General features: G+C 64.1%; 33 protein-coding genes. 2 read left to right on the top strand and 31 right to left on the bottom strand.

Features of this window, described 5'->3' with window-relative positions; all coding sequences use genetic code 11:
• Positions 1-20 precede the first annotated feature (20 nt).
• From glmM to infA, 10 genes are all read right to left on the bottom strand, one after another.
• Complete coding sequence (gene glmM / locus CCK87_RS13035) at positions 21-1,385, bottom strand: phosphoglucosamine mutase (protein WP_086461787.1); 1,365 nt, start codon at positions 1,383-1,385, stop codon at positions 21-23.
• A 39-nt stretch (positions 1,386-1,424) separates the two neighbouring features.
• Positions 1,425-1,925: a 30S ribosomal protein S9 gene (gene rpsI / locus CCK87_RS13030; RefSeq protein WP_086461786.1), complete on the bottom strand. Its 501-nt coding sequence runs from the start codon at positions 1,923-1,925 to the stop codon at positions 1,425-1,427.
• A gap of 50 nt (positions 1,926-1,975) precedes the next feature.
• Positions 1,976-2,422: a 50S ribosomal protein L13 gene (gene rplM, locus CCK87_RS13025; protein ID WP_044440054.1), complete on the bottom strand. Its 447-nt coding sequence runs from the start codon at positions 2,420-2,422 to the stop codon at positions 1,976-1,978.
• Positions 2,423-2,629: 207 nt separating this feature from the next.
• On the bottom strand, positions 2,630-3,475 hold the full coding sequence (gene truA / locus CCK87_RS13020; RefSeq protein WP_086461785.1) for a tRNA pseudouridine(38-40) synthase TruA: 846 nt from the start codon (positions 3,473-3,475) through the stop codon (positions 2,630-2,632).
• Between the two features lie 93 nt (positions 3,476-3,568).
• Complete coding sequence (gene rplQ / locus CCK87_RS13015) at positions 3,569-4,117, bottom strand: 50S ribosomal protein L17 (RefSeq protein ID WP_086461784.1); 549 nt, start codon at positions 4,115-4,117, stop codon at positions 3,569-3,571.
• A gap of 57 nt (positions 4,118-4,174) precedes the next feature.
• Positions 4,175-5,164: a DNA-directed RNA polymerase subunit alpha gene (locus CCK87_RS13010; RefSeq protein ID WP_044440049.1), complete on the bottom strand. Its 990-nt coding sequence runs from the start codon at positions 5,162-5,164 to the stop codon at positions 4,175-4,177.
• Between the two features lie 213 nt (positions 5,165-5,377).
• Entirely contained in the window at positions 5,378-5,776 is a 399-nt protein-coding gene (gene rpsK, locus CCK87_RS13005; protein WP_044440047.1) for a 30S ribosomal protein S11, read from the bottom strand.
• Positions 5,777-5,827: 51 nt separating this feature from the next.
• Positions 5,828-6,202, bottom strand: coding sequence for a 30S ribosomal protein S13 (rpsM, locus tag CCK87_RS13000; RefSeq protein WP_055778034.1), 375 nt, complete (start codon positions 6,200-6,202; stop codon positions 5,828-5,830).
• A 145-nt stretch (positions 6,203-6,347) separates the two neighbouring features.
• The gene (gene rpmJ, locus CCK87_RS12995; RefSeq protein ID WP_044440044.1) at positions 6,348-6,464 is read right to left on the bottom strand and encodes a 50S ribosomal protein L36; all 117 of its coding nucleotides are present in this window, start codon (positions 6,462-6,464) and stop codon (positions 6,348-6,350) included.
• 85 nt (positions 6,465-6,549) lie between these two features.
• Positions 6,550-6,771, bottom strand: coding sequence for a translation initiation factor IF-1 (gene infA, locus CCK87_RS12990; protein ID WP_022883252.1), 222 nt, complete (start codon positions 6,769-6,771; stop codon positions 6,550-6,552).
• Between the two features lie 243 nt (positions 6,772-7,014).
• Between infA and CCK87_RS18325 the strand changes: the two genes are divergently transcribed.
• A complete protein-coding gene (locus CCK87_RS18325) occupies positions 7,015-7,155 on the top strand; it encodes a hypothetical protein (protein ID WP_170927279.1) in 141 nt (46 codons plus the stop codon).
• Here CCK87_RS18325 and CCK87_RS12985 read toward each other — a convergent pair.
• From CCK87_RS12985 to CCK87_RS12960, 6 genes are all read right to left on the bottom strand, one after another.
• Complete coding sequence (locus CCK87_RS12985; protein ID WP_086461783.1) at positions 7,152-8,300, bottom strand: mannitol-1-phosphate 5-dehydrogenase; 1,149 nt, start codon at positions 8,298-8,300, stop codon at positions 7,152-7,154. The genes CCK87_RS18325 and CCK87_RS12985 overlap by 4 nt on opposite strands.
• Positions 8,297-8,734, bottom strand: a complete 438-nt coding sequence (locus CCK87_RS12980) for a PTS sugar transporter subunit IIA (RefSeq protein WP_086461782.1) — start codon at positions 8,732-8,734, stop codon at positions 8,297-8,299. Before CCK87_RS12980 ends, CCK87_RS12985 begins: the two co-directional genes overlap by 4 nt.
• A 109-nt stretch (positions 8,735-8,843) precedes the next feature.
• A complete protein-coding gene (locus CCK87_RS12975) occupies positions 8,844-10,409 on the bottom strand; it encodes a PTS mannitol transporter subunit IICB (protein WP_170927278.1) in 1,566 nt (521 codons plus the stop codon).
• Between the two features lie 69 nt (positions 10,410-10,478).
• Entirely contained in the window at positions 10,479-12,131 is a 1,653-nt protein-coding gene (gene ptsP, locus CCK87_RS12970; RefSeq protein ID WP_086462049.1) for a phosphoenolpyruvate--protein phosphotransferase, read from the bottom strand.
• A 5-nt stretch (positions 12,132-12,136) separates the two neighbouring features.
• A complete protein-coding gene (locus CCK87_RS12965; protein WP_086461781.1) occupies positions 12,137-12,403 on the bottom strand; it encodes an HPr family phosphocarrier protein in 267 nt (88 codons plus the stop codon).
• Between the two features lie 36 nt (positions 12,404-12,439).
• A complete protein-coding gene (locus CCK87_RS12960; RefSeq protein ID WP_086461780.1) occupies positions 12,440-12,763 on the bottom strand; it encodes a hypothetical protein in 324 nt (107 codons plus the stop codon).
• A gap of 159 nt (positions 12,764-12,922) precedes the next feature.
• Here CCK87_RS12960 and CCK87_RS12955 point away from each other — a divergent pair, with 159 nt between their 5' ends.
• A complete protein-coding gene (locus CCK87_RS12955; RefSeq protein ID WP_086461779.1) occupies positions 12,923-14,833 on the top strand; it encodes a BglG family transcription antiterminator in 1,911 nt (636 codons plus the stop codon).
• A gap of 38 nt (positions 14,834-14,871) precedes the next feature.
• Here CCK87_RS12955 and map read toward each other — a convergent pair whose 3' ends face one another.
• The 15 genes from map to rplP form a co-directional block, all read right to left on the bottom strand.
• Positions 14,872-15,702, bottom strand: a complete 831-nt coding sequence (gene map, locus CCK87_RS12950) for a type I methionyl aminopeptidase (protein ID WP_086461778.1) — start codon at positions 15,700-15,702, stop codon at positions 14,872-14,874.
• On the bottom strand, positions 15,699-16,295 hold the full coding sequence (locus CCK87_RS12945) for an adenylate kinase (protein ID WP_170927277.1): 597 nt from the start codon (positions 16,293-16,295) through the stop codon (positions 15,699-15,701). Before CCK87_RS12945 ends, map begins: the two co-directional genes overlap by 4 nt.
• Positions 16,292-17,614, bottom strand: coding sequence for a preprotein translocase subunit SecY (gene secY, locus CCK87_RS12940; protein ID WP_055778078.1), 1,323 nt, complete (start codon positions 17,612-17,614; stop codon positions 16,292-16,294). The genes CCK87_RS12945 and secY overlap by 4 nt, the downstream gene beginning before the upstream one ends.
• Positions 17,615-17,743: 129 nt before the next feature.
• A complete protein-coding gene (gene rplO / locus CCK87_RS12935; protein WP_086461777.1) occupies positions 17,744-18,430 on the bottom strand; it encodes a 50S ribosomal protein L15 in 687 nt (228 codons plus the stop codon).
• Positions 18,430-18,615 carry a 50S ribosomal protein L30 gene (gene rpmD / locus CCK87_RS12930; protein ID WP_044440029.1) on the bottom strand — a complete coding sequence of 62 codons (186 nt, stop codon included), beginning with the start codon at positions 18,613-18,615 and terminating at the stop codon, positions 18,430-18,432. The genes rplO and rpmD overlap by 1 nt, the downstream gene beginning before the upstream one ends.
• On the bottom strand, positions 18,615-19,286 hold the full coding sequence (gene rpsE, locus CCK87_RS12925) for a 30S ribosomal protein S5 (protein WP_268750572.1): 672 nt from the start codon (positions 19,284-19,286) through the stop codon (positions 18,615-18,617). Before rpsE ends, rpmD begins: the two co-directional genes overlap by 1 nt.
• A gap of 29 nt (positions 19,287-19,315) precedes the next feature.
• Positions 19,316-19,687 (bottom strand): 50S ribosomal protein L18, encoded by a 372-nt coding sequence (gene rplR / locus CCK87_RS12920; RefSeq protein WP_055778086.1) that lies wholly within the window; start codon positions 19,685-19,687, stop codon positions 19,316-19,318.
• Positions 19,688-19,689: 2 nt separating this feature from the next.
• A complete protein-coding gene (gene rplF, locus CCK87_RS12915) occupies positions 19,690-20,226 on the bottom strand; it encodes a 50S ribosomal protein L6 (protein WP_044440025.1) in 537 nt (178 codons plus the stop codon).
• Positions 20,227-20,232: 6 nt separating this feature from the next.
• Positions 20,233-20,631: a 30S ribosomal protein S8 gene (rpsH, locus tag CCK87_RS12910; RefSeq protein ID WP_044440024.1), complete on the bottom strand. Its 399-nt coding sequence runs from the start codon at positions 20,629-20,631 to the stop codon at positions 20,233-20,235.
• A 183-nt stretch (positions 20,632-20,814) separates the two neighbouring features.
• On the bottom strand, positions 20,815-21,405 hold the full coding sequence (rplE, locus tag CCK87_RS12905) for a 50S ribosomal protein L5 (RefSeq protein WP_086461776.1): 591 nt from the start codon (positions 21,403-21,405) through the stop codon (positions 20,815-20,817).
• Positions 21,405-21,764, bottom strand: coding sequence for a 50S ribosomal protein L24 (gene rplX / locus CCK87_RS12900; RefSeq protein ID WP_044440022.1), 360 nt, complete (start codon positions 21,762-21,764; stop codon positions 21,405-21,407). Before rplX ends, rplE begins: the two co-directional genes overlap by 1 nt.
• 3 nt (positions 21,765-21,767) lie before the next feature.
• A complete protein-coding gene (gene rplN, locus CCK87_RS12895; protein ID WP_044440021.1) occupies positions 21,768-22,136 on the bottom strand; it encodes a 50S ribosomal protein L14 in 369 nt (122 codons plus the stop codon).
• Between the two features lie 35 nt (positions 22,137-22,171).
• Positions 22,172-22,477: a 30S ribosomal protein S17 gene (gene rpsQ / locus CCK87_RS12890; protein WP_055778097.1), complete on the bottom strand. Its 306-nt coding sequence runs from the start codon at positions 22,475-22,477 to the stop codon at positions 22,172-22,174.
• Complete coding sequence (gene rpmC / locus CCK87_RS12885) at positions 22,477-22,806, bottom strand: 50S ribosomal protein L29 (RefSeq protein WP_055778099.1); 330 nt, start codon at positions 22,804-22,806, stop codon at positions 22,477-22,479. The genes rpsQ and rpmC overlap by 1 nt, the downstream gene beginning before the upstream one ends.
• A complete protein-coding gene (rplP, locus tag CCK87_RS12880) occupies positions 22,806-23,225 on the bottom strand; it encodes a 50S ribosomal protein L16 (RefSeq protein ID WP_044440018.1) in 420 nt (139 codons plus the stop codon). Before rplP ends, rpmC begins: the two co-directional genes overlap by 1 nt.

Here is a 23,225-nt window from a genome sequence, read left to right as displayed (position 1 = left end):
GAGCGCTCGACCGGAGAGGGTCAGACGCCCAGACGCGCGCGGACGACGTCAGCCAACGAGTGCGCGATCCGATCCGCGGTCGTCTGATCGGCCGCTTCGACCATCACTCGAACGAGCGGTTCAGTACCCGACTTGCGAAGGAGTACACGGCCGGTGTCGCCGAGCTCGGCCTCAGCATCGCGCACGGCCTCGGCCAGTACCTCGTCGGTGTGCACGGCGTGGTGATCGACGTTCTTGACGTTGACCATGATCTGGGGGAAGACCGTCATGACCTCGGCCAGCTCGGCCAGAGTCTTGCCTCGCCAGGCCATCTCGGCGACGAGATGCAGGCCGGTGAGGATGCCGTCGCCTGTCGTGCCGAAGTCGCTCATGATGACGTGACCGGACTGCTCACCACCCAGCGAGTAGTTGTGGGCGTTCATCTCTTCGAGCACGTAGCGGTCGCCCACGCTCGTCTGGATGACCTCGATGCCGTTCTGGCGCATCGCGACCAGAAGGCCGAGGTTGCTCATGACCGTGGCGACCAGGGTGCTGTCGCGCAGAGCGCCGCGCTCATTCATGCCGATCGCGAGGATCGCCATGATCTGGTCTCCGTCGACGATGTTGCCGTCGCGGTCGACGGCCAGGCAGCGGTCTGCATCGCCGTCGTGAGCGATTCCCACGTCGGCACCGTGCAGCAAGACGGCCTCGGCCAGTTTGTCGAGGTGGGTGGAGCCGACTCCGTCGTTGATATTGAGGCCGTCGGGGTCGTCACCGATCACGGTGACGCGCGCACCGGCATCCGTGAAGACCTGGGGCGAGACACCCGCCGCCGCGCCATTGGCGCAGTCGAGCACGACGTGAATGCCATCGAGGCGGTGCGGAAGGCTCGCGAGCAGGTGGACCACGTAGCGGTCCTCGGCATCGGCGAAGCGGCGGATGCGACCGACGTCTTTGCCGGTGGGCGCCTTCTTCGGGCCGGACATGGCGGCCTCGATGCGGTCTTCTACCTCATCGGGCAGCTTCGTGCCGCCGCGGGCGAAGATCTTGATGCCATTGTCGGGAGCCGGGTTGTGCGAGGCCGAGACCATGAAGCCGAAGTCGGCGTCGATGTCGGCTATCAGAAACGCGATCGCCGGGGTCGGGATCACTCCGGCGTCGAGCACGTCGACACCCGAACTGGCCAGACCGGCCGCCACTGCGGCGGAGATGAACTCTCCCGAGATGCGGGGATCGCGAGCAACCACCGCAACAGGACGCCTCCCCGTCGCCGCGCGAGCGGCCGCACTGCGCCCCTGGCCGAGGACCACCGCGGTGGCTTGGGCGAGGGAGAGTGCGAGGTCGGCTGTGAGGTCGGCGTTCGCGAGGCCGCGAACGCCGTCCGTACCGAACAGACGGGGAGGCATTGTGTTGCTGTATTCAGTGCAGTCGGGAAACGACTGCGATTAGCGCTTCGAGAACTGAGGAGCCTTGCGGGCCTTCTTGAGACCGGCCTTCTTGCGCTCCTTGACGCGAGCGTCGCGGCTGAGGAAGCCCGCCTTCTTCAGCGTCGCGCGGTTGTTCTCTTCGTCGATCTCGTTCAGCGCACGGGCGATGCCCAGGCGAAGAGCACCGGCCTGGCCCGAGGGGCCACCACCGGAGATCTTGGCGACGACGTCGTAGCTGCCCAGCAGATCGAGGACCTTGAACGGGTCGGTGATCAGCTGCTGGTGCAGCTTGTTCGGGAAGAAGTCGGCGAACTCACGGCTGTTGACCGTGATAGTGCCGGCACCCGGAACGAGGCGCACGCGTGCGATGGCCTGCTTGCGACGGCCGACGGCCGCTCCTGAAACGGTGAGCGCGGGGCGCGGGGCGGCCTGTGCGGCTGCCTCGGCGGGCGTCTCGGTGGAATAGCTCTGCTGCTCCTCGGCGGGAGCAACGTCAATCTGGTCTGCGATCTTCGCCACGATGGTTACGAATCCTTAGCTTGTCTTAGAAGAAGTGTCTGGGCCGGTCGCTACTGGGCGACCTGGTCGAGGGTGTACGGCGTCGGCTGCTGGGCAGCGTGAGGGTGCTCGGAGCCGGTGTACACCTTGAGCTTCGTCAGCTGGGCGCGACCGATCGAGTTCTTCGGGAGCATTCCGCGAACGGCCTTCTCGATTGCGCGAGTCGGGTTCTTCTCGAGGAGCTCGGCGTACGTCACCGAAGACAGACCGCCCGGGTAACCCGAGTGGCGGTAAGCCAGCTTCTGCGCGAGCTTCTTGCCGGTGAGGGCGACCTTCTCGGCGTTGATGATGATGACGAAGTCACCCATGTCCATGTGGGGGGTGAAGGTGGCCTTGTTCTTGCCGCGGAGGATGACCGCTGCGTGGCTGGCGAGGCGGCCGAGGACTACGTCTTCGGCGTCGATGATGACCCAGTTACGGGTGACCTCGCTGATCTTGGGGGAATAAGTGCGCGTCACAGTATTACTGCTTTCTTTGTCGAAATGAGGAGTCCGTGAAATCCCACTCCGGTGGCGTGTTCCTCAATCGACTGAAGTCGACCACGGGCAAGAAGCCCGGGAACGCGGCCCGTGGAGGGCTCAAGTTCGGGCGCCACACGAAGCTGCGTGGACACCAAGAATCGAGACTAGCCTATTTGCGGCCGCACCGCGACTGCGGGGCGCGGATCACGCACGTTTGGCGCGGGTCTGAACGGCACGGTCGGCGAGACCGGATGCCTCGGGGTAGCCCACTTCACGAAGGATGAGGCCACGCGCCGGCATGACCTTGAAGGCACTCGTGCGCTCGAGTGCGTCGCTCAGTGAGACGAGTTCGCTCGTGTCGAGGCGCCCCTCCCCTACGGCGACGCAGGCGCCGACCAGCGCCCGCACCATGCTGTGGCAGAACGCATCGGCCTGGAGCCTCGACACGAGCACACCCTCGTCGTCGCGCTGCCAGGTGAAAGACTGCAGAGACCGGATGGTCGTCGCCCCCTCGCGCGGCTTGCAGAACGAGGCGAAGTCGCGCAGACCCAGGAGGCTCTGCGCGGCGTCCTGCATCAGCGCCACGTCGAGCGCGCCTGTGTAGGCGGCCGTGAATGTCCGTTCCAGCGGATTCCGCTCGGACGACGCATCTGCCAGACGGTATTCGTAACGACGCCACGTTGCCGCGAATCGCGCGTCGAAGTGCTCGTCGGCCGGCCCGCTCGAGGTGATCACGACATCCGACGTCGAGCCCAGAACGCCATTGATGCGACGAGCCAGAGCCTCCGGCGCCACCCGCGCAGCCTGGGCCGGCGTCAGATCGAGGTGGGCGACCTGCCCCGTCGCGTGCACCCCGGCATCCGTTCGACCGGCGACGACGAGCATGGGAGCGGGGCCGTGGCGATGATAGATCGTGTCGAGCGCTTCTTCGAGCACCCCCTGCACGGTGCGCAGAGCGGGCTGCTTCGCCCAACCGGAGAATGCCGTGCCGTCGTAGGCGATGCCCAGGCGAACACGGATGAGCTCTTCGGCACTCGGGATGAGCGTCATGTCGGGTCTCCGGTCGATCGTCACGTACGAGCTTAGAACGAGAGAACGCCCCGCCATCCGAGTGGATGGCGGGGCGTTCGCAGGTGGTGCTGACTACTTGGCGTCGTCGGCCTTTGCAGCTGCGTCGGCCTCGACCTCTGCAGCGGCGTCGGTCACGACCTCGTCTTCGACGGGCGCGCTCTCTTCGACGGTCTCGGTCTCTTCGACCGGGGCGTCTTCGACCGGCGCGGCGACAGGAGCGTCGGCAGCCTTCTTCGACTTGGACTTCGACGGCGTCTTCACGACGGGCTCGAGAACGAGCTCGATCTGGACCATCGAGGCGTTGTCACCCTTGCGGAAGCCGAGCTTCGTGATGCGGGTGTAGCCACCCTCACGCTCGGCGACGAGCGGAGCGATCTCGGTGAAGAGCTCGTGCACGACGCTCTTGTCACCGATGACACCGAGAACGCGACGCCGAGCGTGCAGGTCTCCGCGCTTCGCGAACGTGATCAGACGCTCGGCGACCGGACGCAGGCGCTTGGCCTTGGTCTCGGTGGTCTTGATGCTCTTGTGGGTGAAGAGGGCGGCGGCCAGGTTGGCGAGCAGCAGGCGCTCGTGCGCCGGTCCGCCACCGAGACGGGGTCCCTTGGTGGGCTTAGGCATGGTGTTTCTCCAGAATCAGTTCAGGTAAGTAGGTTCGAGTCGGCGTACGGGGCGCGACTAGATGTTCTCGTCGTCGTAGCCGCCGTAGAAGTGGGCTCCGTCGAAACCGGGAACCGTGTCCTTCAGCGACAGGCCAAGCTCAACGAGCTTGTCCTTGACCTCATCCACTGACTTCTGTCCGAAGTTGCGGATGTTCATGAGCTGGGTCTCGCTCAGGGCGACCAGTTCGCTCACCGTGTTGATTCCCTCGCGCTTGAGGCAGTTGTACGAACGGACGCTCAGGTCGAGGTCTTCGATCGGAACGGCGAGTTCGCTCGAGAGAACGGCGTCGACCGGCGCGGGGCCGATCTCGATGCCCTCTGCAGCCGTGTTGAGCTCGCGTGCCAGACCGAAGAGCTCGGTCAGCGTGCGGCCGGCCGAAGCGATGGCGTCGCGCGGGGTGATGGCGTTCTTCGTCTCGACGTCGACGACCAGGCGGTCGAAGTCGGTGCGCTCACCGGCACGAGTCGCCTCGACGCGGTAGGTCACCTTGAGAACGGGCGAGTAGATCGAGTCGACCGGGATCTGGCCGGCTTCGGAGAACTCGCTGCGGTTCTGCGTCGCAGAGACGTATCCGCGACCGCGCTCGATGATGAGCTCGAGCTCGAACTTGGCCTTCTCGTTGAGCGTGGCGATCACGAGTTCGGGGTTGTGGATCTCGACACCGGCCGGAGCCGAGATGTCTGCAGCCGTGACCTGGCCCGACGCGTGCTTGCGCAGGTAAGCGGTGATCGGCTCGTCGTGCTCGCTGGAGACGACCAGACCCTTGATGTTCAGGATGATCTCGGTGACGTCTTCTTTAACACCGGGGATCGTCGAGAACTCGTGCAGCACACCGTCGAGACGGATGCTGGTGACAGCTGCTCCGGGGATCGACGAGAGCAGGGTGCGACGGAGCGAGTTGCCGAGCGTGTAACCGAAACCGGGTTCCAGGGGCTCGATGACGAACCGCGAGCGGAATTCGGAGATGTTTTCTTCGGTGAGCGTGGGGCGCTGTGCAATAAGCACTATTGATTCCTTTCGGCCAGATGTCCGCTATATGACACCGTGCAGTGACAACCGGGTGGCGGGCCCGGCTGGTTATTGAGTTATGTGAAATCGTGAAGTTGCGCTGGTCGAGTAGCGAGGAACGAGCGTATCGAGACCCGTCACCGGTGTCTCGATACACTCGCTGGCGCTCGTTACACGACCCGCCGTCGTGCGTCTAGCTCGCTGCGCGAGTTAGACGCGACGGCGCTTCGGCGGGCGGCAACCGTTGTGCGCCTGCGGGGTGACGTCGTTGATCGATCCGACCTCGAGGCCAGCGGCCTGGAGCGAACGGATGGCGGTCTCGCGACCGGAACCCGGGCCCTTGACGAAGACGTCGACCTTCTTGACGCCGTGCTCCTGAGCCTGGCGCGCGGCCGACTCGGCGGAGAGCTGCGCGGCGAAGGGAGTCGACTTACGCGATCCCTTGAAGCCGACGGTTCCCGACGAAGCCCAGCTCAGCACAGCACCCTGGGGGTCGGTGATGGTGACGATGGTGTTGTTGAACGTCGACTTGATGTGGGCCTGGCCCACGGCGATGTTCTTCTTCTCTTTACGACGCGGCTTACGAGCGGCCGATTTTGGTGCTGCCATTGTTTTCTCCTAAAACGTTTATGGCGATGCGTGAGGCTCTGGGGCCTCTCGCTATCGGGCCTTCTTCTTGCCGGCGACGGTGCGCTTCGGGCCCTTGCGGGTGCGAGCGTTGGTCTTGGTGCGCTGTCCGTGAACGGGCAGGCCACGACGGTGACGGACACCCTGGTAGCTGCCGATCTCGACCTTGCGACGGATGTCTGCTGCGACCTCACGACGAAGGTCACCTTCTACCTTGAAGTTGCCTTCGATGTAGTCGCGCAGCGCGATGAGCTGGTCATCGCTGAGATCCTTGACTCGGATGTCGCCCGAGATGTCGGTGTCGGCCAGAGTCTTGAGCGCACTGGTGCGACCGACTCCGTAGATGTAGGTGAGTGCGACTTCCACGCGCTTGTCGCGCGGAATGTCTACGCCTGCTAGACGTGCCATGGTGGTGGCTCCTGTTTGTGTGTGGAGGTCTGCAGCAGAACCGGTGCCGCGGCCTCCGACCGCGGGTGTCCCCGATCAGCCTTTCGGCTTCTCGGATCTGGTTCTGCTGTTGTGTTGTGAGGGTGAAACGGGTGGAGCTGGCTGCTTAGCCCTGGCGCTGCTTGTGGCGCGGGTTGCTCTTGCAGATGACCATCACGTTGCCGTTGCGACGAATGACACGGCAGTGCTCGCACATCGGCTTGACGCTGGGGTTGACCTTCATGGTGATTCCTTGCTTTCGCTGTCTTCGTACCCGGAGGATGCCCCGGGCCGTTACTTTCCAGCGATCAACATCGCTCGAATGAGCGTTACTTGTAGCGGTAGACGATCCGACCGCGGGTCAGGTCGTAGGGGCTCAGCTCTACGATCACCCGGTCCTCGGGGAGGATTCGGATGTAGTGCTGACGCATCTTGCCCGAAATGTGGGCGAGTACTTTGTGTCCGTTGGTCAGCTCGACACGAAACATCGCGTTGGGCAGAGCCTCGACCACTGCGCCTTCGATCTCGATGACACCGTCTTTTTTGGCCATTACTCACTATCGCTAAAGTTATTGATTGCTGGTCGTGCGTTTGGATGGGTGATTGCGCCGGATTGACTCCGAACGCGGCACGCCGAAAAGGGCGTACAAACACCAAAGATCGAGCTTAGGTGATATGAGCCTTTCTGGCAAGTCGATCCGAGTACGATTCAGGGGACGTCCGCCCTCGTCTTCACCTCGCGGCTCGCCTCGCTGCTGGCTACAGTTCTCGGGCCGACCGTCGTCCTCATCGTCGTGCTCATCGTCGTGCTGGAGCAGGGCTGGATGCGACGGCTCGCGGTGCCGCTCGATGCTGGCTCGATCTGGCAGACCGGATCGTGGCGGTGTCGGTGCTCCGGAGTGGGATGCCACGACGAAGACGACGGAGCCGTCTAGCTCTTCTGCACCCGCTCCACGACGCGCACGACATGGGCATAGAGCGGATGCGACGCATCGAGCCCGGTGAGCCGTGAGGTGACGTCGGCGGCGGACGCCGTCGCGAGCAGTTCTCTCAGCTCCACGCTCTGCGCGTCCTCCGGCAGATCGAAGCGCAGGGCCGCGCCGATCGCACCGAGAAGAGCCTCGGGTACGAGGCCGCGCTCGGCGAGCTCCGCGGCTGGTCCGATGAAGCGCTCGTGCCGACCGAGCTTACGCACGGGCTGTCGTCCGACCCGAGCCGGCGTGTCGGGCAGGAAAGGGTTCGCGAAGCGCGTGAGGTTCTTCTGAACGTACGTCTCCTGCACCTCGGGGTCGAAGTCGTACTTCGCGATGAGCAACGTCTTGGTCTCGTCGAGAACGGCGGCGACCCGGGCGAAGACCTCGGGGCTGCGCATGGCGTCGCTCAGGGTGCCTGCGCCTTCCAGAAATCCGAAGTACGCCGTCGTCGCGTGACCCGTGTTCACGGTAAAGAGCTTGCGCTCGATGTAGGGCGCCAGGTCATCCACGAAGTGGGCTTCGGGAATCTTGGGCAGGTCGTCGCCGAAGGGGCCGGATTCGATGGCCCACTCGAAGAAGTCCTCTACGGTCACGTCGAGTCCGGCATCCGCTGCCTGCCCCGGAACGATCCTGTCGACGGCCGTGTTGGCGAAGACGGCTCGCTCATCGAGCGCTGCGAGGGCCGCGTCGTCGAGACCAGCCACGATCTCCTGCTTCAACAGATCGGTCGCGTTGATGGCGTTCTCGCACGCCATGACGGCGAGCGGCTTCGACGCCCCCTCGCGCTCATTGATGGCTCGGGCGATGAGTGGCGCGACGAAGCGCAGGATGTTCGGGCCGACCGCCGTGGTGACGATGTCGGCCGACGCGATCTCGGCGACGACATCGGCCTCGTGCGTGGCCGAGTTCAGCGCTCGATAGTTGTCGACCGTCCAGCTCTTCGACGAGGCTCCCACCTCGTGCACCTGGTAGCTCGGTGTCTCGGCGAGGGCGTCGATGAGCTCGGCGTTCACGTCGGCGAAGACCACCTCGTAGCCGGCGTTATGCAGGATGAGCCCGACGAATCCGCGACCGATGTTGCCGGCACCGAAGTGAACCGCCTTCATTCGTTGACCTCGCCCAGCAGAGCGAAGAGTGCGGGGGCGTCAGGCGCATCCAGAAGCTTCTGAACCTCGTCGTCATCGGAGAAGATGATGGCGATCTTCGAGAGGATGTCGAGGTGACCGTTGTCTTTGCCGGCGATGCCGACGACGAAGCGCACCTCGTTGCCGGCCCAGTCGATGGGGGTCGCATAGCGAACGAACGACAGACCGGAGTTCAGGATCGTGTCCTTGCCCTCGTTCGTGCCGTGCGGGATGGCGAGGAAGTTGCCCATGTAGGTCGAGACGCTCTTCTCACGCTCGAGCATATAGTCGACGTAGTCGTCGGTCACCGCGCCGGCGGCCACGAGAATGGATGCCGCTTCGCGGATCGCTTCCTCCTGCGTGGTCGCGGTGCCGGTGACGCTGATTGATTCGAGATCCAGTACGTTGTCGCTCATGACGTCCTCTTCGTTCGCTTCGTAGGTCTTCGTAGATAGAGTCCCGGGCCGCCCGGCCGCCGGAGTCGTGCTCCGACGGCCGGGGGCGTCCTGGGGATTCGGGATCAGGTTACGCCTGGTCCTGGGGGTGCTGCGCTGCCACCTGGTTCACGACCTCGTCGTACTTCGGACTGTTCATGAAGTTGTCGACCGAGACGTGCTGGGCGTTCGGCGTCTTCTGCTTCGCCCTGTCGGTGAGCTCCTTCTGCGTGATCACCAGATCGATGTCGTCGGTCAGGTTGGCGATCGCGAGGTTCTTCACCGACACGTCGGTGATACCCGCCTTCTTGAGCTTGTTCCGCAGAACAGACGCGCCCATGGCGCTCGATCCCATGCCGGCATCGCAGGCGAAAACGATGTTCTCGAGCTTCGCAGCGGTCGCGACCCCGCCGGCGGCGGACGCCGGTGCCGCTGCACCGTTGCCCAGAAGGGAACCGACGCGACTCTCGCCGCCCTTGTTCGCGGCATTCGCCGCGAGCGCTGCGCCCAGGGCATCCTCGCCGGCGGCCTCGGCTGCGAGGTCCTTCTTACGGCTCGCCCGCAGAATGATCATCGAGACGAAGAACGTGACCGCCGCCGAGAGAACAACCGACAGAGCGACACCGAGGTAGCTGTCCGATGCTGTCTGCGCGAAGATCGCGATGATGCTTCCCGGGGCAGCTGGGGCACGGAGGCCCGTGTCGAGCAGCATGTTGGTCGTGACACCGGTCATGCCACCGGCGATCAGGGCGATGATCAGGGTCGGCTTCATCAGGGCGTACGGGAAGTAGATCTCGTGGATGCCACCGAAGAACTGGATGATGGCCGCGCCAGGGGCGGAGGCGCGGGCCGCGCCGATTCCGAACACGACGAAGGCGAGCAGCAGGCCGACACCGGGGCCGGGGTTCGCCTCGAGCAGGAACAGGATCGACTTGTGGCTCTCACCGGCGGCCTGCTCGATACCGAGCGGGGTCAGCACGCCGTGGTTGATGGCGTTGTTCAGGAAGAACACCTTGGCCGGCTCGATGATGATGCTCGTCAGAGGCAGCAGGTTGGTGTCGACGAGCCATCCGACCGCACCGCTCAGCGCAGACATGATGCCGTTGATGACCCAGGCCACCGGATAGAACCCGATGATGAGCAGCACGAAGCCCCAGATTCCGGCCGAGAACATGTTGACCAGCATCTCGAAGCCGGGTCGGATCTTGCCGTCCCATAGGCCGTCGAGCCACTTCATGGAGTACGCGGCGATCGGAGCCATGATCATCGCACCGATGAACATGTGCACCTGTCCGAGTTCAGACGCGTCGGGGTTCTCAGCCAGCGCAGCCGCGTTGACCTGAGCGATCAGGTAGTCAGAGCCACCGATGACACCCATCAGGGCGATCGAGGCCACGACGCCACCACGAACCTGATAGATCATGTGGCCGCCCGTGTAGGCGATCAGGATCGGCAGCAGGTAATGGATGAACGGCCCGACGATCGTGGCGAGCTGCTCGTTGGGGAGCCAGCCGACATCGATGAAGAGAGCCGTCAACAGGCCCCACGCGATGAGGGCGGGGATGTTCGGCATGATCATGCCGGACAGGAATGTGCCGAATCGCTGAACGCGAACGCGGGCACCTCCCGACTTGGCGGGAGCTGACGTCGTCGTCATGAGTGTTTCTCCTTGATTTCTGTGTTGTAGGGGGTGCGTGATCAGGTGGTGCGTGGTGCGGGTGTTACATCAGGAGGACGCGCTGGCGGACACCGCGGCGCGGGCCTCCATCGCGCTGTTCGCCTTGAGGGCGAGTTCGGCGAAGTGCTGTGCCTGCTCGATCGTGTAGAGGCGCAGTTCTGCGCGAACGTCGGCGAGCGCGGCGGGCGACATCGAGAGGCTGGTCGCTCCGAGGCCGACGAGCACGACCGCGAGCAGAGGGTCTGCAGCGGCCTCGCCACAGATGCCCACGGGCTTGCCCAGGGCCGCTCCGGCCTTGCCGACCTCGCCTACCAGGCGCAGTACGGCGGGGTGCCACGGGTCCTGGAACGAGGCGACGCTTCCGAGGAGGCGGTCGGCGGCCAGCGTGTACTGCGTCAGATCGTTGGTTCCGATCGATGCGAAGTCGGCGTCGACGAGGATGCGATCGGCCAGCAGGGCAGACGACGGAACCTCGATCATGACACCGGCGGTCTTCAGCCCGATCTCGCGCGCGATGGACGTGAAGTAGCGGGTCTCCTCGAGGGTCGACACCATGGGCGCCATGACCCACACGTCGGCCGTGTTCTCGGCTTCGGCGTTACGGATGGCGGTGAGCTGGTCGCGCAGGATCTGCTCATTCGCCCGCAGGGCCCGCAGACCACGAAGGCCGAGGGCCGGGTTCTCCTCAGGAGCGTCGTTCAAGAAGCTGAGTGGTTTGTCTGCTCCGGCATCCAACGCGCGAACCACGACCTTCTTGCCCGGGAATGCGGCGAAGAGCGAGGAGTACTGCGACTGCTGCTCCTCGACCGTCGGTGCCTGAGCCGAGTCGAGGAAGAGGAATTCGGTGCGGAAGAGTCCGACGCCCTCGGCACCGAGCTCGACAGCCTCCTCCGCTCCGCCCGCCGAACCGAGGTTGGCGAGAAGGGGGATCTCCGTGTCGTCGGCGAGACGTCCGGGCCCCGCCGGCGCGTTGGCCAGCGAGGCGCGCTCCTGGATAGCCATCTTCGCGGCGAACCGCTCGTCGTCATCCGGGTCGACGGTGATCGTGCCCGTCGAGGCGTCCACGATGACCGTGGTTCCGTTGGCGATCTCGAGCGCTCCGGCAACACCGACCACGGCGACGATCGACTTCTCCCGAGCGAGGATCGCCGTGTGCGATGTCGGTCCGCCATCACTCGTGATGAGGCCCAATACCTTGTCGAGGTTGAGAAGCGCGGTGTCGGCTGGAGCGAGGTCGCGCGCCACGAGTACGAACTGGTGATCGGGGTCGGGCACGCCGGGCGCTTCGACTCCCTGCAGCTGAGCGACGACGCGCTGTGACACGTCGTCGAGGTCGGTCGCCCGCTCCCCCATGTAGCCGCCCATGCTCACGAGAAGGTCACGGAAGCTCGCGAACGCCTCGAACACCGCGCGCTCCGCGGTCTTGCCCGTGCCGATGCGCGCCTTGACATCATCGGAGAGCGTCGGGTCCTCTGCCATGAAGGCCTGGGCCTCGAGCACGTCCTTGGCCGATCCGCCTGCGCGCTCCCCTCGGGCGCGAATGCCGGCCGCGGTGGCGGCCAGCGCTACGGCGGCACGCTCTTTCTCGGCGTCGGCGCTCAGCGTCGACGGCGCATCCTGAGGCTCCGGCAGCGGCGCGGGCATCTGCAGCACCGTTCCCATCGCCATGCCGCGACCGATGCCTACTCCCTGAAAAGTCATGGCGCTCACGCGGCGTCGTGGTCGGTCGTGAGCAGTGCCGCGAGCTCGTCGAGCACGGCGTCGGCATCGTCGCCCTCGGCAGACAGCACAACATCGTCGTTGTGGTCGATGCCGAGCGAGATCACGCCGAGGATGCTGGCCGCGTTCACGGACTTGTCACCCTTCGTCAGCTGCACGGGAACTCCCGCTTTGGCCGCGGCCTGAGTGAAGATCGACGCCGGACGCGCGTGCAGCCCGTGGGTCGAGGCGATGGTGACGGTGCGTTCAGCCATGATTTCTCCTTGGTATTTCGTGGTTCGTTGGGTGGGTCACGACGAGCTGGCGGTGTCGGAGACACGATTCAGTACGAGATCGAGCGCGGTCTCCTCACCTCCTGAGCCGAAGATCGTGTCAGGCAAAAGGGCGCACGCCGAGCCGGCGGCGTCGGCCAGCTTCGACAGTTCGTCGAACTGTTGCGCGAGGTGGGGGCCCACCAGCAGAACGTCGACGGAGCCGAGTCGTTCTGAGAGCCCCGCGGTGCTCGATGCCGAAACGGTCACGTCGATCTCGCGACGGCCGGCGGCGGCCCGGATGCGATGGGCCAGGAACGTGCTGGATGCACCAGCACCGCAGACAACCAGAACTCTGTGCATCTCTCGCCTCCTTGCGATCTACGTTCAATACTCTCGGAGAAGTCGCGGCTTCGCGCCGGGTTGCGCCGTAGAAAAGTTTCCGCAGGGGAGGAAGCCGCCTGGTTGCAATTAGTCTGGAGACGCCCGAGATGGTTGACTCAGGTCGGGAGCGACCAGCACATGAATGAGAAGTACGAACGGCTGTTGGACTATCTGTCCCAAGCCGACGGCTGGGTGACCGCTGCTGAGCTCGCCGACAAACTCGGTGTCACCAGCCGCAGTGTGCGGAGCTATGTGACGGCCGCCAAGAGCGCATCTCATCCCCACGAGACCATTCAGTCCGGCGTCCTCGGATACCGTGTCGACCGCGATGCGCTGAGTGCGTTCCGAGCGGAGGGCAGGGTCGTCGAACCCGAGACGCCTCGCGACCGCATCTATCAGCTCGTGCGCCTTCTCGGCAATGCGCCCGAGGGGCTCGAGGCTCGCAGCCTGGCAAGCCGGTTGTTCGTCAGCGACTCGACCCTCGAGCAAGACCTGCGCAAGGTCAAGTTGCTGGTCGAGGCCGATGATCTCTCCTTGGTGAGGCGCGACAACCTCGTCTCGATCGTTGGCTCGGAGGCGAACCACCGTCGCCTCCTCAGTCGGATGTTCCGCGAGGAGAGCGCGCAGGGATTCCTCGAGCTCGAGCGAGTGCAGCGCGAGTTCGAGTCCGAGAACCTCGGGAGCTTCAAGACCGAGTTGATCGAGATGCTCGACGCGCACGGCTACTTCGTGAACGAGTACGGCCTGAACAACGTGCTGCTGCATCTGATGATCGCCCTCGAAAGGCACGATCGCGCTCAGTCTGACGTACCGCTCGTGGCCGCAGGCCCGCGGGTCGCAGAGATCGCAGCGGCACTCTCGGGCCTCGTCGTGAATCACTTCGACGTGTCGCTGAGCGCGCCCGACCTCGACTACCTCGCGGTGCTGCTGACGACGCGGGTCGTGACACCGGGTCACGACGAGTCGACGACGCAGGTGGTCGAGAACTATGTCGACGCCGATGTGCTCGCCACCGTGCGCGACATCGTCGCGCTCGTGCATCAGGAGTACCTGATCGACCTCGACGACGAGGAGTTCATGGTTCGGCTCTCGCTGCACGTGCGCAACCTCGTGGCTCGCGCACACGACAACGCGTATTCGGTCAATCCTCTGACCCGCTCGATGAAGACCTCGTACCCGATGACCTACGAGCTCTCGGTCTTCATCGCGAGCCAGCTTCAGCGCCGCGCGGGGATCCACATCAACGACGACGAGATCGCATTCATCGCGCTGCACGTCGGTTCATACCTCGAACGCAAGCAACGCCGGGGTGACCGGCTGCGCTGCGCCGTGGTGTGTCCGAACTACTACGACATGCACGAGATGTTGACCGAGCGGATCACCAAGGCGCTGGGCGACGAGCTCGACGTTGCCATCGTGATCACCCGCACCGACGTCGACTGGACGGAGCTCGACGCCGATCTCGTACTCTCGACGATCGCCTCCCGTACCCCGCGCGAGAACGAAGTCGTCATCCAGCCGTTTCTGACCGACGGCGATATCGAGAACGTTCGCCGGGCGATCAGCCGTGTGCGTCGGCATGCCCGCCGCATGCAGATCAAAGACGACCTGCTGCTCTACTTCGACGACGCACTCTTCTTCAGGGAGATGCACGCATCGAGCGAGGTGGAGATGATCGAGACTCTCGGTCAGCGCATGGTCGAACACGGTGTGATCGACCGCTCCTACGTCGACGGAGCCATCGAGCGAGAGCTCATGTCGTCGACCGCGTTCACCGACAGCATCGCGGTGCCGCATGCGATGGCGATGACGGCCAACCGCACCTCAATCGCCATCGTGATCAACGATTCGGCCATGGCGTGGGGCGAGAACCGCGTGAACGTCATCGCGTTCATCGCATTCGCTGCCACCGGACGCACGTCGTTTCAGGAGGTCTTCGACCAGTTCGTCGAGGTGTTCTCCGACCGGGAGGACGTTCAGCGCATCATCAAGCGCGCGATCGACTTCCCCAGCTTCATCGACGAGCTCGTGCACGTCATGGACAAATAGTCCGCACGGGCGCCCTCGACGGACTCAGGGAACGCCGGCTACGGGATGGGGGTCGGCGTCACACCGAACGGGGCCAGGCCCGCTGCACCGCCGTCGTGAGCGGTGGTGACCCAGATCCCGTCGGCGTGCACGGCGACGGAATGCTCCCAGTGCGCTGCGACGCTTCCGTCGTCGGTAGCGACGGTCCAGTCGTCGTCTCGCACGAACGTCTCGATCGATCCGAGGGTGACCATCGGCTCGATCGCCACCACCAGGCCGTGCTTCACATCAGGGCCCTTGGCACGAACGCGATAGTTGAAGACGGGCGGAGCCTCGTGCATGCTGCGACCGATGCCGTGGCCGATGTAATCGGTGACGATTCCGAAGGTGCCCTGCGCCTCGATGTACTCCTCGATCGCCTCGCCGACCTCGTTCAGGTGGCGAGCGGTGCTGAGCCGGGCGATGCCTGCCCACAGCGAACCCTCTGTGACATCGGACAACCGCTGACGTTCTGCCACGAGCTCGGGTCGTGACTCGTCGGGGAGGACCACGGTGAATGCCGAGTCGCCGTTCCAGCCCTCGACCTCCGCTCCGTTGTCGATCGAGACGATGTCGCCGGGCTGCAGGATGCGTTCACCCGGGATGCCATGAACGACATCGTCGTTCACCGACGCACAGATCGTGTGTCGGTAGCCCGGAACCAGCTTGAAGTTCGACACTCCCCCGGCCTCGACGATCACGCGCTCTGCGATCGAATCGAGTTCGAGTGTGCTCACGCCAGGGCGGATTGCGGCGCGCACCGCGTCGAGCGATGCTGCCGTCACCAGACCCGGGCGCACCATGAGCCGCAGCTCATCGGGCGTCTTGTAGATGTTCTTGCGAAAGCTCATCGAGAAGCGAGTGCGGTGACGATGCGTTCGGTGACCTCGTCGACCTCACCGAGCGCGTCGACCGCGACGACGAGTCCGCGGCTGGCGTAGACGTCGATCAGGGGGGCCGTCTGGTCGGCGTAGACCTCTTGGCGGTGTCGCAACACCTCTTCGGTGTCGTCGGCTCGGCCCTCGACGAGCGCACGCTTGCGCAGGCGATCGACGACCTCGTCGACGTCGGCCACGAGCTGCACGACAGCATCGAGATGCGCGTGAGCCTTGGCGAGGATTCGATCGAGCTCGTCGACCTGCTCCGTCGTTCGCGGGTAGCCATCGAGCAGGAACCCACCCGCCACGTCGGGCTGCAGAAGCCGGTCGCGAACCAGATCGTTCGTCAGGGAGTCGGGCACATACGAACCCGATTCGACGAGCGCCTGGACCTGCTTGCCCAGCTCGGTGCCTTCTTTGATGTTCGCGCGGAAGATGTCACCGGTCGAGATTGCGGGGATGCCGTAGATCTCGGCGAGCTTCGCCGCCTGAGTGCCTTTGCCGGCCCCGGGAGGACCGATGATCAGCAGCCGCACGGTTCCCGTCACCGTGTCGACCGAAGTCATCGCAGGAGGCCTTCGTAATGACGCTGCTGCAGCTGCGAGTCGATCTGCTTGACCGTCTCGAGTCCGACACCGACCACGATCAGGATCGACGCTCCACCGAAGGGGAAGTTCGACGTGGCCCCGACGAGCGCGAGCGCCACCAAAGGAATCAGGGCGATCAGACCGAGGTAGATCGATCCGGGCAGGGTGACACGAGTAAGCACGTAGTCGAGGTACTCGGCAGTGGGTCGACCTGCACGGATGCCAGGAATGAAGCCGCCGTACTTCTTCATGTTGTCGGCGACCTCTTCAGGGTTGAAGGTGATGGCGACGTAGAAGTAGGTGAATCCGACGATGAGCAGGAAGTACAGGATCATGTAGAGCGGGTGATCGCCCTTGGTGAGGTAGTTCGTGACCCAGGTGACCCACGGTGCGGGCGACTGCCCGGCCGCCGGCTGGTTGAACTGGGCGATGAGCGCCGGCAGGTACAGCAGCGACGACGCGAAGATGACCGGGACAACACCCGCCATGTTGACCTTGATCGGGATGTAGGTGTTGTTGCCACCGTACGTTCGCCGACCGACCATGCGTTTGGCGTACTGAACGGGGATGCGTCTCTGGGATTGCTCGACGAACACCACGGCCGCGACGATCACGAGACCGACCGCTATGACCAGAAGGAATGTCTCGAAGCCCTTCGCCTGCGCGATGCTCCACAGCGACGTGGGGAACTGAGCGGCGATGGACGTGAAGATGAGCAGCGACATGCCGTTGCCGATGCCGCGCTCGGTGATGAGCTCGCCCATCCACATGATCAGTCCGGTTCCGGCGGTCATCGTGATGACCATCAGCATGATCGCGTACCAGGCGTCGTCGGTGATGAGCTGAGTACATTCGGCCACCGTCGTGGTGCCGAAGAGAGCTCCGGAGCGCGCCACAGTAATGAGCGTCGTCGACTGCAGCACAGCCAGCGCGATGGTGAGGTAGCGCGTGTACTGCGTGAGCTTGGACTGGCCCGCCTGACCCTCCTTGTGGAGAGTCTCGAAGTGCGGGATGACCACGCGGAGCAGCTGGGTGATGATCGATGCCGTGATGTACGGCATGATGCCCAGCGCGAAGATACTCAACTGCAGGAGAGCGCCACCGGAGAAGAGGTTGACGAGCTCGTAGAGGCCCGAGGTGTTTTGGTTCGCAGCGAGGCACAACTGCACGTTTCCGAAGTCCACGAATGGCGCAGGGATGAACGATCCCAGACGGAACAGCGCGACGATGCCGAGCGTGAACCCGATCTTCCGGCGGAGATCCGGGGTGCGGAAGATCCGCGCGACGGCTCTAAACAAAAAATGCCTCCTGCTAATTGGCGAAAGTGATGGCGCGAAAGCCCCCGGCAGACTCAGGGAGTCTATCGGGGGCTCTCGTCGAAACCGTAGCGCGCGAGTGATTCATCACTCACCGCACCGGAAGGTGCGTTACTTTACGGAGCCACCGGCGGCAACGATCTTCTGTTCAGCTGAACCGGAGACCTTGTCGACCGCAACGTTCAGCTTAACCGTAATGTCGCCCTGTCCGAGAACTTTGACCTTCTCGTTGTTGCGTACGGCACCCTTGGCGACGAGGTCACTGATCGTGACCTCTCCACCAGACGGGTAGAGCTCGGCGAGCTTCTCGAGGTTGACGACCTGGTACTCGACGCGGAACGGGTTCTTGAACCCGCGCAGCTTCGGCGTACGCATGTGCAGAGGCATCTGCCCACCTTCGAATCCGACGCGGACCTGGTAACGAGCCTTCGTTCCCTTGGTTCCACGGCCGGCGGTCTTACCCTTGGATCCCTCACCACGACCGACGCGCGTACGCGCCTTCTTGGCACCGGGCGCCGGGCGCAGGTGGTGAACCTTGAGAACCTGCTCGCGGGGAGCAGCCTCTTCGGTCTTCTCCTTCGGTGCGGCCTTCGCCGCAGCCTTGGGAGCGGCAGCAGCCGACTCGGCCTTGTCAGCCTTGGGGGCTGCGGCCTTCTTCGGAGCTGCAGCCTTCTCCGCCTTGGGGGCGGCCTCGGCCTTGGCGGCCTTGGGGGCCTTCGCAGCGGTCTCTGCCTTGGGAGCAGCGGCCTTCTTCGGAGCAGCCTTGGCGGCCGTCTCCTTCTTAGCTTCTTCAGCCATTAGTCAATCTCCTCAACCTTCACCAGGTGAGCGACGGTGTTGACGTAGCCACGGTTCTGCGAGTTGTCCTCGCGGATCGTGACGTCGCCGATGCGCTTGAGTCCCAGGCTGCGAAGGGTATCGCGCTGGTACTGCTTCTCACTGACTTTGGACTTGATCTGGGTTACCTTGAGGCGCGCGGCCATCATGCACCTGCCTTCGCAGTTGCCGCGGCCTCGCGAAGCGCTGCCTCGGTGCGGAGCAGACGGGCCGGAGCCACGTCTTCGTAGGAAAGACCACGGCGTGCGGCGACGGCGCGGGGCTCCTCGAGCATCTTCAGAGCCTCGACGGTCGCGTGCACGATGTTGATCGTGTTCGACGAACCGAGCGACTTCGAGAGGACGTCGTGGATGCCGGCGCACTCGAGCACGGCGCGGACGGGGCCACCTGCGATAACACCGGTACCGGCGGCCGCGGGACGAAGGAGAACGACGCCTGCGGCGGCCTCTCCCTGAACCGGGTGCGGAATGGTGTTGCCGACCCGGGGAACGCGGAAGAAGTTCTTCTTGGCTTCTTCGACGCCCTTCGAGATGGCGGTGGGAACCTCGCGGGCCTTGCCGTAGCCGACACCGACGAGTCCGTTGCCGTCTCCGACGACGACCAGAGCGGTGAAGCTGAAGCGACGACCACCCTTGACGACCTTCGACACGCGGTTGATCGTGACGACGCGCTCGAGGAACTGGCTCTTGTCGGCGTCACGGCTTCCGCGGTCTCCGCGGTTGGGGTTGCGCTCACGGCCTCCGCGACGAGCCTCGCGGGGCTCGGTCTGGTTTGCCTCCGTCGATGCGGCGGTCTCTACCGGGGCTTCAACAGCCACAGCGTTCTCCTTAGTAGTGTTTTCGGTGCTCACAGGTTCAGCCCACCTTCACGAGCGCCCTCGGCGATGGCCGCAACGCGTCCTGCGTAACGGTTTCCGCCGCGGTCGAAGACGACTGCTTCGATGCCGGCTGACTTCGCACGCTCGGCGACGAGCTCGCCGACCTTGCGGGCCTTGGCCGTCTTGTCGCCATCGAACGAACGCATGTCGACCTCGAGGGTCGATGCCGACGCCAGGGTGTGACCCAGGGCGTCATCGACGACCTGCACGAAGACGTGGCGAGCCGAGCGAGACACGACGAGACGGGGGCGGAGGGCTGTGCCCTCGACCTTCTTGCGGAGACGGTCGTGCCGGCGCGAACGCGCAGCAGACTTGCTCTTTCCTCTAGTTCCGAGACCCATGGTTACTTACCACTCTTTCCGGCCTTGCGGCGAACGACCTCGCCGGCGTAACGCACACCCTTGCCCTTGTAGGGCTCAGGCTTGCGCAACTTACGAATGTTTGCGGCAACCTCACCGACGGCCTGCTTGTCGATTCCGGTGACCGTGAGCTTGTTGACGCCCTCGACCGAGAAGCTGATGCCCGCGGGCGGCTCGACGGTGATGGGGTGCGAGTAGCCGAGTGCGAACTCGACGCCAGCGCCCTTGGCTGCAACGCGGTAACCGGTTCCGACGACCTCGAGGCTCTTGGAGTAGCCCTCGGTGACACCGATGATCTGGTTGGCGATCAGGGTACGGGTAAGACCGTGCAGCGAACGCGATTCGCGCTCGTCGTCGGGACGGGTGACCAGAACCTGGCCATCCTCGATCTTGACCTCGATGGGACTTGCAACGGTGAGCGCGAGCTCACCCTTCGGTCCCTTGACGGCGACGGCCTGGCCGTCGATCTTTACTTCGACCCCCGCAGGGATCTCAATGGGAAGTCGTCCAATACGTGACATCAGTGATCACCAAACGTAGGCGAGGACTTCCCCACCTACGCCTTTCTTGGAAGCCTGGCGGTCTGTGAGCAGACCGGAGGAAGTCGAGAGGATTGCAACGCCGAGGCCACCGAGAACCGTGGGGATCTCCGTCGACTTCGCGTAGACCCGAAGGCCCGGCTTCGACACGCGCTTGATGCCCGCAATGGAGCGTTCGCGGTTCGGTCCGAACTTGAGGGAGAGCGTCAGGGTCTTGCCGACCTCTGCGTCTTTGACGTCCCACGCCGAGATGTAACCTTCGGCCTTGAGGATGTCTGCGATGTGAGACTTGAGCTTCGAGTGCGGCATGGACACGGTGTCGTGATATGCCGAGTTCGCGTTGCGCAGTCTGGTCAGCATGTCTGCGACCGGATCTGTCATTGTCATTGTGTAGTGCCTTTCGCCTGGTTTCGACACCCTTTACGAGGGAGCCGACCTTTGGTGGTGAACTCCGCAAAACCTGAGGAGCTTTTCGCTGTATGCGTCACGCCTGGGCCGTGAGACACGGCCCAGGCGAAACGGCAAACAACAAAGCTTATCCCACGCGGTCGAAAACCGCGCGGGACGAGACTATACGGGGGTGTTCTCCGCGTTGCGGAACGGGAACCCGAGCGCCTTGAGCAGCGCGCGACCCTCGTCGTCGTTCTTGGCGGTCGTGACGACGGTGATGTCGAAACCACGAACGCGGTCGATCTTGTCCTGGTCGATCTCGTGGAACATCGACTGCTCGGTCAGACCGAACGTGTAGTTGCCACGTCCGTCGAACTGCTTGTCGCTGAGACCACGGAAGTCGCGGATGCGGGGAAGCGCGAGCGACAGGAGACGGTCGAGGAACTCCCAGGCGCGGTCGCCACGAAGCGTGACGTGTGCGCCGATGGGCTGGCCCTCGCGCAGCTTGAACTGAGCGATCGACTTGCGGGCAAGGGTGACCTGCGGCTTCTGGCCCGTGATCGCGGTGAGGTCCTTGACGGCACCATCGATGATCTTGCCGTCGCGGGCGGCCTCGCCGACACCGGTGTTGACCACGATCTTCACGAGTCCGGGCACCTGGTGCACGTTCGTGAAGCCGAACTCCTCCTGGAGCTTCTTCGAGATCTCGGAGCGGTACTTCTGCTTGAGACGGGGCTGGATTTTGCCAGACACCACTGCAGTATCGGTCATTACAGGTCCTTACCTGACTTCTTGGCGTAACGGATGCGGACGGTCTTGGTGACGCCGTCCTTCGTTACCTCTTCGGTGCGGAAACCGACGCGGGTCGGCTTCTTGGTCTCGGGATCGACGATCGCGACGTTCGACACGTGGATCGGGGCCTCGTGGGTCTCGATTCCGCCGGTCTTGGTACCGCGCTGCGTCTGTCCGACGCGGACGTGCTTCGTGATGAAGTTCACGCCCTCGACGACGACGCGGTTCTTCTCGACGAGTACCTCGAGAACACGACCCTGCTTGCCGCGGTCTCCGCCGCGGGCCTGGGTCGCGCCCGTGATGACCTGAACCAGGTCACCCTTCTTGATGTTTGCCATGACTTAGATAACCTCCGGTGCCAGCGAGATGATCTTCATGAACTTCTTGTCGCGAAGCTCGCGGCCGACGGGGCCGAAGATACGGGTACCACGGGGGTCACCGTCGGTCTTCAAGATCACTGCGGCGTTCTCGTCGAACTTGATGTACGAACCGTCGGGACGACGGGTCTGCTTCTTCACGCGAACGATGACGGCCTTGACCACATCGCCCTTCTTGACGTTTCCGCCCGGGATCGCGTCTTTGACGGTGGCGACGATGACGTCACCGAGACCGGCGTACCGGCGGCCTGAGCCACCGAGAACGCGGATCGTGAGGAGCTCCTTGGCGCCGGTGTTGTCGGCGACCTTGACTCTGGATTCCTGCTGCAGCATTTTCTACTCTTCCTTAGGCGAAGTAAGCGCGAGGCCTACTTGGCCTTCTCGAGGATCTCGACCAGGCGCCAGCGCTTGGTGGCGCTGAGGGGACGGGTCTCGCTGATGAGGACGAGGTCGCCGATGCCGGCGGAGTTCGCCTCGTCGTGGACCTTGACCTTGGACGTGCGGCGGATGACCTTGCCGTACAGGGGGTGCTTCACGCGGTCTTCGACCTCGACGACGATGGTCTTCTCCATCTTGTCGCTCGTGACGTATCCACGACGTGACTTGCGGTAGCCGCGAACGACTGCCTTGGTCTCGTCGGCCGGCGTTGCAGCCGCCTCGTTAACCTTTGCCATTACTTGGCCTCCTCAGCCTCAGCGGCCGGGGCGTCCGCCGGAGCGGCCGCATCCTTCTTGGCCTTGCTTTTCTTTTCTGCCTTGGGAGCCACCGCAACCGGAGCGGGCGTGGCACGAATGCCCAGCTCACGCTCACGGATGATCGTGTAGATGCGCGAGATGTCGCGCTTCACGGCGCGCAGGCGTCCGTGGCTCTCGAGCTGGCCGGTAGCCGACTGGAAGCGAAGGTTGAACAGCTCTTCCTTCGCCTTCCGCAGCTCTTCGACCAGGCGGGCGTCTTCGAATGTGTCGAGCTCGACAGGGGCGAGCTCCTTGGAACCGATCGCCATTATGCGTCGCCCTCCTCGCGCTTGATGATGCGTGCCTTGAGCGGCAGCTTGTGGATGGCCCGAGTGAGGGCTTCGCGTGCGATCGTGTCGCTGACGCCGCTGAGCTCGAAGAGCACGCGACCCGGCTTGACGTTCGCAATCCACCACTCGGGTGAACCCTTACCGGAACCCATGCGGGTTTCGGCGGGCTTCTTGGTGAGCGGGCGGTCGGGGTAGATGTTGATCCACACCTTTCCGCCACGCTTGATGTGACGCGTCATGGCGATACGAGCGGACTCGATCTGGCGGTTCGTCACATATGCAGGAGTAAGGGCCTGGATGCCGTACTCGCCGAAGCTCACCGTGGTACCGCCGGTGGCGTGGCCACTGCGTCCCGGGTGGTGCTGCTTACGGTGCTTGACTCTGCGTGGAATCAACAT

The sequence above is a fragment of the Agreia sp. VKM Ac-1783 genome, from assembly GCF_900177765.1.
Taxonomy (GTDB): Bacteria; Actinomycetota; Actinomycetes; order Actinomycetales; family Microbacteriaceae; genus Agreia.
This window is presented reverse-complemented; position numbering and strand designations above follow the sequence as displayed.

Excerpts from the sequence above, each read along its gene's own strand:
- rpmJ (WP_044440044.1), bottom strand. The coding sequence starts at position 6,464 with ATGAAGGTCAACCCCAGCGTCAAGCCGATGTGCGAGCACTGCCGTGTC.
- truA (WP_086461785.1), bottom strand. The coding sequence starts at position 3,475 with ATGACGCTCATCCCGAGTGCCGAAGAGCTCATCCGTGTTCGCCTGGGC.
- rplF (WP_044440025.1), bottom strand. The coding sequence starts at position 20,226 with ATGTCACGTATTGGACGACTTCCCATTGAGATCCCTGCGGGGGTCGAA.
- rpsK (WP_044440047.1), bottom strand. The coding sequence starts at position 5,776 with ATGGCAGCACCAAAATCGGCCGCTCGTAAGCCGCGTCGTAAAGAGAAG.
- rpmD (WP_044440029.1), bottom strand. The coding sequence starts at position 18,615 with ATGGCCGCGCGCCTCAAGGTAACCCAGATCAAGTCCAAAGTCAGTGAG.
- infA (WP_022883252.1), bottom strand. The coding sequence starts at position 6,771 with ATGGCCAAAAAAGACGGTGTCATCGAGATCGAAGGCGCAGTGGTCGAG.
- rpsH (WP_044440024.1), bottom strand. The coding sequence starts at position 20,631 with ATGACAATGACAGATCCGGTCGCAGACATGCTGACCAGACTGCGCAAC.
- map (WP_086461778.1), bottom strand. The coding sequence starts at position 15,702 with ATGAGCTTTCGCAAGAACATCTACAAGACGCCCGATGAGCTGCGGCTC.
- rplX (WP_044440022.1), bottom strand. The coding sequence starts at position 21,764 with ATGGCAAACATCAAGAAGGGTGACCTGGTTCAGGTCATCACGGGCGCG.
- rpmC (WP_055778099.1), bottom strand. The coding sequence starts at position 22,806 with ATGGCGATCGGTTCCAAGGAGCTCGCCCCTGTCGAGCTCGACACATTC.
- rplR (WP_055778086.1), bottom strand. The coding sequence starts at position 19,687 with ATGGGTCTCGGAACTAGAGGAAAGAGCAAGTCTGCTGCGCGTTCGCGC.
- rplP (WP_044440018.1), bottom strand. The coding sequence starts at position 23,225 with ATGTTGATTCCACGCAGAGTCAAGCACCGTAAGCAGCACCACCCGGGA.
- CCK87_RS12960 (WP_086461780.1), bottom strand. The coding sequence starts at position 12,763 with ATGCACAGAGTTCTGGTTGTCTGCGGTGCTGGTGCATCCAGCACGTTC.
- CCK87_RS12965 (WP_086461781.1), bottom strand. The coding sequence starts at position 12,403 with ATGGCTGAACGCACCGTCACCATCGCCTCGACCCACGGGCTGCACGCG.
- CCK87_RS12975 (WP_170927278.1), bottom strand. The coding sequence starts at position 10,409 with ATGACGACGACGTCAGCTCCCGCCAAGTCGGGAGGTGCCCGCGTTCGC.
- rplO (WP_086461777.1), bottom strand. The coding sequence starts at position 18,430 with ATGGCTGAAGAAGCTAAGAAGGAGACGGCCGCCAAGGCTGCTCCGAAG.
- rpsQ (WP_055778097.1), bottom strand. The coding sequence starts at position 22,477 with ATGGCAAAGGTTAACGAGGCGGCTGCAACGCCGGCCGACGAGACCAAG.
- CCK87_RS12980 (WP_086461782.1), bottom strand. The coding sequence starts at position 8,734 with ATGAGCGACAACGTACTGGATCTCGAATCAATCAGCGTCACCGGCACC.
- CCK87_RS12985 (WP_086461783.1), bottom strand. The coding sequence starts at position 8,300 with ATGAAGGCGGTTCACTTCGGTGCCGGCAACATCGGTCGCGGATTCGTC.
- CCK87_RS12955 (WP_086461779.1), top strand. The coding sequence starts at position 12,923 with ATGAATGAGAAGTACGAACGGCTGTTGGACTATCTGTCCCAAGCCGAC.
- rplE (WP_086461776.1), bottom strand. The coding sequence starts at position 21,405 with ATGACCGATACTGCAGTGGTGTCTGGCAAAATCCAGCCCCGTCTCAAG.
- rplN (WP_044440021.1), bottom strand. The coding sequence starts at position 22,136 with ATGCTGCAGCAGGAATCCAGAGTCAAGGTCGCCGACAACACCGGCGCC.
- rplQ (WP_086461784.1), bottom strand. The coding sequence starts at position 4,117 with ATGCCTAAGCCCACCAAGGGACCCCGTCTCGGTGGCGGACCGGCGCAC.
- ptsP (WP_086462049.1), bottom strand. The coding sequence starts at position 12,131 with ATGACTTTTCAGGGAGTAGGCATCGGTCGCGGCATGGCGATGGGAACG.
- glmM (WP_086461787.1), bottom strand. The coding sequence starts at position 1,385 with ATGCCTCCCCGTCTGTTCGGTACGGACGGCGTTCGCGGCCTCGCGAAC.
- CCK87_RS12945 (WP_170927277.1), bottom strand. The coding sequence starts at position 16,295 with ATGACTTCGGTCGACACGGTGACGGGAACCGTGCGGCTGCTGATCATC.
- rpsM (WP_055778034.1), bottom strand. The coding sequence starts at position 6,202 with ATGGCACGTCTAGCAGGCGTAGACATTCCGCGCGACAAGCGCGTGGAA.